Consider the following 6,688-nt stretch of genomic DNA (forward strand, 5'->3'; position numbering starts at 1 on the left):
CTGGGACAGCATCATCGGCCCTCAACGCGGCCGCGACCGCGTTGAGGTGGATCGCGGGCGTCGGCGCATCTGGTCGCCGGACGGGGCCCTCACCGTCGCCGGTCCGCCTTTGGCAACGATTCGGTGACCAGGGTCAGCAACATGTCGGACAACAGTTCGTGCACCTGCTCCCGGGTGAGGGTGCCGCGGGTGATCCATTCGCGCCCGGCGACCTTGACCATCCCGCCGTACGCGCGGACCATCGCGCGCAACTCGGTACCGTGTGCCGAACCGGCGAGACCGACCATCAACAGCAGACGCTCGGCCGCCGCGTCGTCGGCCTCGTCGAGGATCTGCTGCACCTCGGGGTCGTCACCGACGCCCTCGTGGCTGGTGACCTTCACCCAGGTGCTGCCATGCTCGGCGATGGTATCCAGCAGCCAATGCACACTGGCATCGACGCGCTCGCGCGCGGCGCCGGTGGGCACGATCATGTTGTCGAGCTTGGGCAATGTCACCATTCGACGAACCACCGCCAGATAGAGATCGCGCTTGTTGCCGAAGTAGTGGTTGATCAGACCGCGAGCCACCCCGGCCCGCTGCGCCAGCTCGGCGGTCGACACGGCCGCGTACGGCCGCTCACCGAACATGTCGATCGCGCGGGCGAGAATCTGCGCGCGCCGCTCGTCGGGTTCGAGTCGACGGCGGCGCGGTAGCGCCGGGTCGGCGCCACCGTCCGCGGTCTCGCTTCTGGTGTCAGAGAGACCGGGCAATGAGATCCTTCATCACCTCGTTGCTGCCCGCGAGGATGCGTAGGACGCGGGCGCCGGTGTAGAGCTGCGAAATCGGATACTCCGTCATGTAGCCGTAGCCGCCGAACAGTTGCAGGCAGCGGTCAACCACGATACCGAGCTGGTCGGTAAGCCAGTACTTCGACATAGCAGCGGTGGGAATATCGAGTTCGCCGCGCAGATGCCTGCCGATGCAGTCGTCCAGGAAGGTGCGGGAGACCTTCGCGATGGTCGCGCACTCGGCGAGTTCGAATTTGGTGTTCTGCATGGCGAACAGCGGCTTGCCGAACGCTTCACGGCCCTTGGTGTAGTCCACGGTGAGCTGCACGGCCTTCTCCATCATGACGACCGCGATGATCGCGGTGACCAAGCGCTCCTGCGCGAGAAGCTGCATCATCTGGTAGAAGCCCTGCCCCTCGGCCACACCGAGCAGGTTGGACGCGGGCACGCGGAGGCCGTCGAAGAACAGCTCGGCGGTGTCCTGGGCCTTGCCTCCGATCTTGTTCAAAATGCGCCCACGCTGGAAACCCGGAGTGTCATCGCCGACGTCGGCGAAAACCAGCGAGACACCCGCCGCGCCCTTGGCCGGGTCGGTCTTGGCGGCGATGATGATGCCGTCACAGAGCCAGCCGTTGGTGATGAAGATCTTCGAGCCGGTGATCACGTACTCGTCGCCCTCGCGCACCGCGCGGGTCTTGATGTTCTGCAGGTCCGAACCGGTGCCCGGTTCGGTCATGCCGATGGACAACACCATCTCGCCGGTGGCCGCCTTGGGCAGCACTTGCCGTTTGAGCTCTTCGGAGCCGAACTCGTGGAGGTACGGCGCGATGATCGCGCTGTGCACGGGCATGCCCATCGACCCGTCGCCCGCACGGGCCTGCTCCTCGATGATCGCGGCCTCATGCGCGAATGTGCCGCCGCCCCCGCCGTACTCGGCCGGGATCGCGGTGCAGAGCAGACCGAGCTCGCCCGCGCGGTTGTACAGCGCGCGATCGGGATGTCCCTGGGCGACGAACTTCTCCTCATGTGGGACGACCTCTTTCTCGAAGAAGGTCCTCGCCAGGTCACGTACCGCCTCGACCTCGTCGTCACTCCACGCCATGCGTGCCATCGCAGAAATCCTTTGCTCAATCGCGCAGACCTGTCGCACCCGCGTCTCGTCATCAGACTGTCGCACTATTGGCATGATGTCAACAAAGCGGACATGCGCAGGTCGAGGCGGGTTCATGAGGATGAAATGTGGATCAGCCGATCGGCCGCGCCTGGTTCATGCAACCAGTCTTCGGCCAATCCGGATCCTTCCGACTTCACGTCGCTCGCGGCCGTCGACCACGAATCGGCGACCCACAACGGCCGATAATCGATCGCATCGATCTGTTGATTGTCGCCGATTCGGTCGGGTTCGATCGCGTTGAGCGACGCTCGGAGAGGCAAGCTTCCCCAAGGTTTCCCCCAAATCTCCCCGGGATCGACCGGACGCCCACTGTTTGCTACTCCCCGAATCAACGGGACAAGGCCATGGCGACCCTACTCCGACGTGGGACTTCTCGTGCGCCACCGGAACCGACAGTGTTGACGTGCCGCTACTGCGGGTGGTCGAATCCCGACGACAACCACCCACCCGACGGAGCTAGACCCTCTCGACGGTGGCTACAAAAATGTCCCTCAGCGGATCTAGACCATCCGCCAAGGGACTGGTGCCAGGAAGAAGGACCTTCCCGACATGACCATTATCACCATGCCAACGCGCCGACGGCGCGTCCAGGCTGCGGGTTTGTTCGACGTCGACTTCGATTTCACCGAACAGCAGAACCGGGCACGGAAACGCCTGGCTGAGCAGACCGACGAAGCGTTCGTCGACGCCAAATCCGACGATGAACTGCTCGCCGAGCGCGCCGTCGAGGAGGACATCCGGGCTCTGGCCCGCATCGCTCGCCTGAACACCGCGAAAGACGCTCATTGGCACCGGGAACGACGACGGCGTCTCGACATTGCTGATGTCGAGGCCCACGCGGACGCCATCGCCACGCATCGACGTGTCGCCAGCCCCGCTGCCCGGGTCGGACGGCTATTCCGTAGCTCACAGTGGGTGTCACGTGTCATGAGTGGCGTCATGGCGACGGGCGTGTTGTGGGGATCGGTCAACGTGCAGAACAACCTGATGGCGGGGTCCGCCATCGCAGACCCTCGCTATTGGCTTGCATTCCTCGTCGAGCCGCTGATCACGCTACCACTCATCGCGATCATGCACCTTGCGACGACGGCGTCCCGCGAGGGGCACACGATCGCCAAGTCGAAGATTGTTACGATCGAGGCAGCGTTGTTGCTGCTGAGTGTCATGCTGAATGTCATTCCGCATGTCGCAGCAGGTGAAATCCAGGCGACGATCGAGTTCGCCATCGCTCCGCTGATGATTGCGGCTGTCGTGTGGATGCATTCGTTTGCCGCCGATGAGTTCGCCGTGATGATCGGCAACAGCCCCGCCATGGCTGATCCCGTCGCGGTCGGTACTCCCGAATCCGCGTTGGACCTGATGGCTGACGCTGCTTGACTGCGCCCGGCCGGTTCCCCCATCGGCACAACTGAATACAGCTATTCTGATGTGCGAGCCGATGGCGCTGACTGCGCAGCGATGGCCGTCGCCAAACCCCCGCCACCAGTGTCGTCTTACGGCCGAGGAGGTTCCAATCCCTACACCACCTGGGGAATCAGAACTTCCCCGAGCGGCGTGCGCGAATCACCGGGACGCGGGGGCTTGACACTTCAGCGCTTCCCCGGGGGCAGGCCTGCTCGTGTGCTGTGCCGGACCACCTTCCGGGGGATGGCGTGGCCTTTGGGGCCGTGACCGGTTGTGCGTCAAGACAACCCGAGCGCGGGTGCATCACGCGGGTGCGCGTCTTTCAATCGCTTCTCGCTGGGACCGCCACATGCGGGGCATCATCCGAACGTCGTGATTACAGCTTTCGACGCGAATCGGGCTGTATTCGTTCGACTTTCGCGCCGCAACGGCGGATTCGCTTTGCCAATGCAGAGTGGTTGGCGCATAATCAGGGCAGCTCGGCCTAGTCAGGCTGGGCACTCAGCGCGAATGGGCAGCTTCCACGCCTGGCGTTGGACGCGGACCGGGATTCTGCGACTCACCTGCGGTAGCTGTGTCGCATGTGCTGATTCGACGTACCTCCGCGCCCGTCACATGGGTGACGTGTTGCGCCTCTCGGGTCCGCGATTTGTCCCGATATGCTGAGGATGCGTTTATGGAGCTGGTCCGATCCGTCACCTTCTCGCGATCAAAGATTCGCGGCAAATGCTGCCAGCCGCGGGGTTCCGCATGCGAGTGCATCGCGCGCAGGATGATCGAGCAAAAGAGTGCGAAGGTGCCCGAAGATCATCTTGTCGCCGTACTCCAGCTAGCACAGGCAAGCTGGAATGCCAATGCGATCATGATCGAGATCAGACACATCACCGCCACGTCGATCTACCGATCCACGATCGACCATCACATCCTCTGCGCAAAATCGATGGGTCTGGAAATCTCCGCCTCACGGCTGGAGGTCACGCCCAGCATACGAACCACCTGAACCGATAGCCATCCAGTCCATAAGAGACCGGATGGCCACCGTCGACGGTCGACCGAATCATGAAGGCCGCCAGCATCGTCCAATTCTGGATCGTCAACGGACAGGAGGTACCCACCCGAAAATCCCCAACACTGGGTGAGCCCTGATCTTGTGAGTGCGTCGACCACGTTGAGGCACTGAAGCATTGGTTTTGGCCGCGGGGACGCGGCCGAGGTCTCGGTCTTTGAGGCGGTAGCTGTCTCCTTTCATCGAGATGACTTCGGCGGTCGATCATCGCGGCGGCGACGACGTCGTCGCCGAAGACCTCGCCCCAGCGGCCGAAGGGCTTGTTGCTGGTGACGATGAGGCTGGCCCGCTCGTAGCGGGACGACACCAGTTGGAAGAACAGGTTCGCCGCTTCGGCTTCGAAGGGGATGTAGCCGACCTCGTCGACGATGATCAACGGAATCCGGCCGAGCTTGATCAGCTCTGCCTGCAATTTTCCGGCTTGGTGTGCCTCGGCCAGCCGAGACACCCATTCCGATGCGGTGGCGAAGGCAACGCGGTGACCGGCCTGGCAGGCGCGGATCCCGAGCCCGATCGACAGATGGGTTTTGCCGGTTCCCGGTGGTCCGAGGAACACGACGTTTTCCTTGGCGGTGATGAAGTCCAAGGTTCCGAGGTGGGTGATGGTGTCGCGTTTGAGCGAGCGTTGGTGATCGAAATCGAACTCTTCGAGTGCTTTGCGGGCCGGGAATCGAGCCGAGCGGATGCGGCCCTCACCGCCGTGGGATTCGCGGGCGGAGACCTCACGCTGCAGGCAGGCAGCCAGGAATTCCTCATGGGTCCAGCTCTCGGCGCGGGCTCGTTCGGCCAACCGCTCGACGGCGCCACCGAGAGTCGGGGCTTTCAAAGCCCGAGCGAGATAAGCGATCTCCGAAGAGACGTCGCGTGAGCTCTTTGCTGCAGTCTTTGTTGCCATCAGGCGATTTCCTCGCTGCTGCTCGCCTCGTCGAGATCGAACATGCGGTCGTAGTCGGAAAGGTTTCGGTGCTCGACATCGGTGTCGATCGCAGGGACCGCGACCAGGCGCCGGGCATTGCGCAGATCCGCGGCCGCTGCCGCATGGACGGGATCGGTAATCGTCTGGTGATCGGCCCAGCATCGCCGGTGACGAGCCAGTTCCGCGCCAGCGGCGCTGATCACGACCTGGCCGAGATCGGCACGGACCTCGACCCGCCGGCCGACCGCGGCCGGATGAACCGAGTAGTCGTTGGAGTCCAAACGGACGTAATGATCGCGAGGCAGCCGGGTGCTGAACCGCCAGCCGACCACGGGATCCACCGGCGGCAACTCCACCATCGCCGCCTTATCGGCCTCCCACCGATCCACCGGACGACAACCGAGACGGCGATGGTGACGGTGGTTGGCTCGAACCAGCCAATCAGTGAGCTGGACATTGAAATCCGCCGGCCGGCGAACGCCCGGCCCGGCAGAAACGAGGTCTCCAAATAGCCGTTCGCCCGCTCCACCAAACCCTTGGCCTCCGGATCTCGAGGCCGGCACTGCAGCACCTTGATACCCAGCGACCCGCGGAACGCATTCATCGTCTCGGTCAACTGCGGTTTCCCGCCACGCCACTGACCGACCGCCGCTTCGTTGTCCCAGACCAGCATCTTCGGGACCCGACCCCACCCCGAGATCAACGCCCAATGCCCCGCCAGCAGATCCGGGCTCTGCCGCGTCGGGATCATCACCGCGGCCATCACCCGCGAATACCCGGTCACCATTACCAGCACCGGAGGCCGCCCGACATGCCCGAACCCCAGCGGAACATCCACCGGCGGAAACCACAGATCACACTGCGCCAGCTCCCCAGGCTGATACTCGGTCCGCGACGCCGGATCCACCGGCTGAAACAACGGCCGCAACTGCTGCACCCGCTCGAAGAACACCGTCCGGCCCCGCTGCCAGCCAACCCGTTCCATGATCACCGTCGTCGGCATATCCGGAAACTCCGCCAGCACCGCCCGGATCGCCGGCTCGAACTCATCCACCGCCGAACCCCGCGGCTTGCGTTGATACCGCGGCGGCTCATGCGCAGCCAGCGCCTTCTTCACCGTGTTCTTCGAAATCCCCATCCGACGGGCTATCGCCCGGATCGCCATCCCCTCCGAGCGATGCAACCGGCGGATCTCCGCCCAGTCCTCCACGTTCAACACCTCATGATCGTTCACGGGTGGGTCAACATTCACCCGGAACCAGAGGGTCAGTATTCAGGATCTGGCACAAATTTGGTGATCGCGGATCCCGGGTTATTCACTCGCTCAACAGGATTCGCTTTCGGAGGAGGTCGGTCTT

At 63.6% G+C, this 6,688-nt stretch carries 5 protein-coding genes and 2 pseudogenes; 2 read left to right on the forward strand and 5 right to left on the reverse strand.

Features of this window, described 5'->3' with window-relative positions; all coding sequences use genetic code 11:
- Window positions 1-89: 89 nt before the first annotated feature.
- The 3 genes from AB0H00_RS25970 to AB0H00_RS25980 form a co-directional block, all read right to left on the reverse strand.
- On the reverse strand, window positions 90-752 hold the full coding sequence (locus AB0H00_RS25970; RefSeq protein ID WP_357271157.1) for a helix-turn-helix domain-containing protein: 663 nt from the start codon (window positions 750-752) through the stop codon (window positions 90-92).
- On the reverse strand, window positions 736-1,881 hold the full coding sequence (locus tag AB0H00_RS25975; protein WP_357271160.1) for an acyl-CoA dehydrogenase family protein: 1,146 nt from the start codon (window positions 1,879-1,881) through the stop codon (window positions 736-738). Before AB0H00_RS25975 ends, AB0H00_RS25970 begins: the two co-directional genes overlap by 17 nt.
- Window positions 1,882-2,400: 519 nt before the next feature.
- The gene (locus AB0H00_RS25980; protein ID WP_357271163.1) at window positions 2,401-2,781 is read right to left on the reverse strand and encodes a hypothetical protein; all 381 of its coding nucleotides are present in this window, start codon (window positions 2,779-2,781) and stop codon (window positions 2,401-2,403) included.
- A 90-nt stretch (window positions 2,782-2,871) separates the two neighbouring features.
- Between AB0H00_RS25980 and AB0H00_RS25985 the strand changes: the two genes are divergently transcribed.
- Together AB0H00_RS25985 and AB0H00_RS25990 are read left to right on the forward strand one after the other, a co-directional pair.
- Window positions 2,872-3,321 carry a hypothetical protein gene (locus AB0H00_RS25985; RefSeq protein WP_357271166.1) on the forward strand — a complete coding sequence of 150 codons (450 nt, stop codon included), beginning with the start codon at window positions 2,872-2,874 and terminating at the stop codon, window positions 3,319-3,321.
- A gap of 703 nt (window positions 3,322-4,024) precedes the next feature.
- On the forward strand, window positions 4,025-4,348 hold the full coding sequence (locus tag AB0H00_RS25990; protein WP_357271169.1) for a hypothetical protein: 324 nt from the start codon (window positions 4,025-4,027) through the stop codon (window positions 4,346-4,348).
- Between the two features lie 198 nt (window positions 4,349-4,546).
- Here the strand turns inward: AB0H00_RS25990 and istB are convergent.
- Together istB and istA are read right to left on the reverse strand one after the other, a co-directional pair.
- Window positions 4,547-5,309: pseudogene (istB, locus tag AB0H00_RS25995) on the reverse strand (IS21-like element helper ATPase IstB); the annotation flags it as partial.
- Window positions 5,309-6,549: pseudogene (istA, locus tag AB0H00_RS26000) on the reverse strand (IS21 family transposase). The pseudogenes istA and istB, both read right to left, overlap by 1 nt.
- Window positions 6,550-6,688: the final 139 nt, after the last annotated feature.

The organism is Nocardia sp. NPDC023852 (genome assembly GCF_040639505.1).
In the GTDB taxonomy this organism is placed as follows: domain Bacteria; phylum Actinomycetota; class Actinomycetes; order Mycobacteriales; family Mycobacteriaceae; genus Nocardia.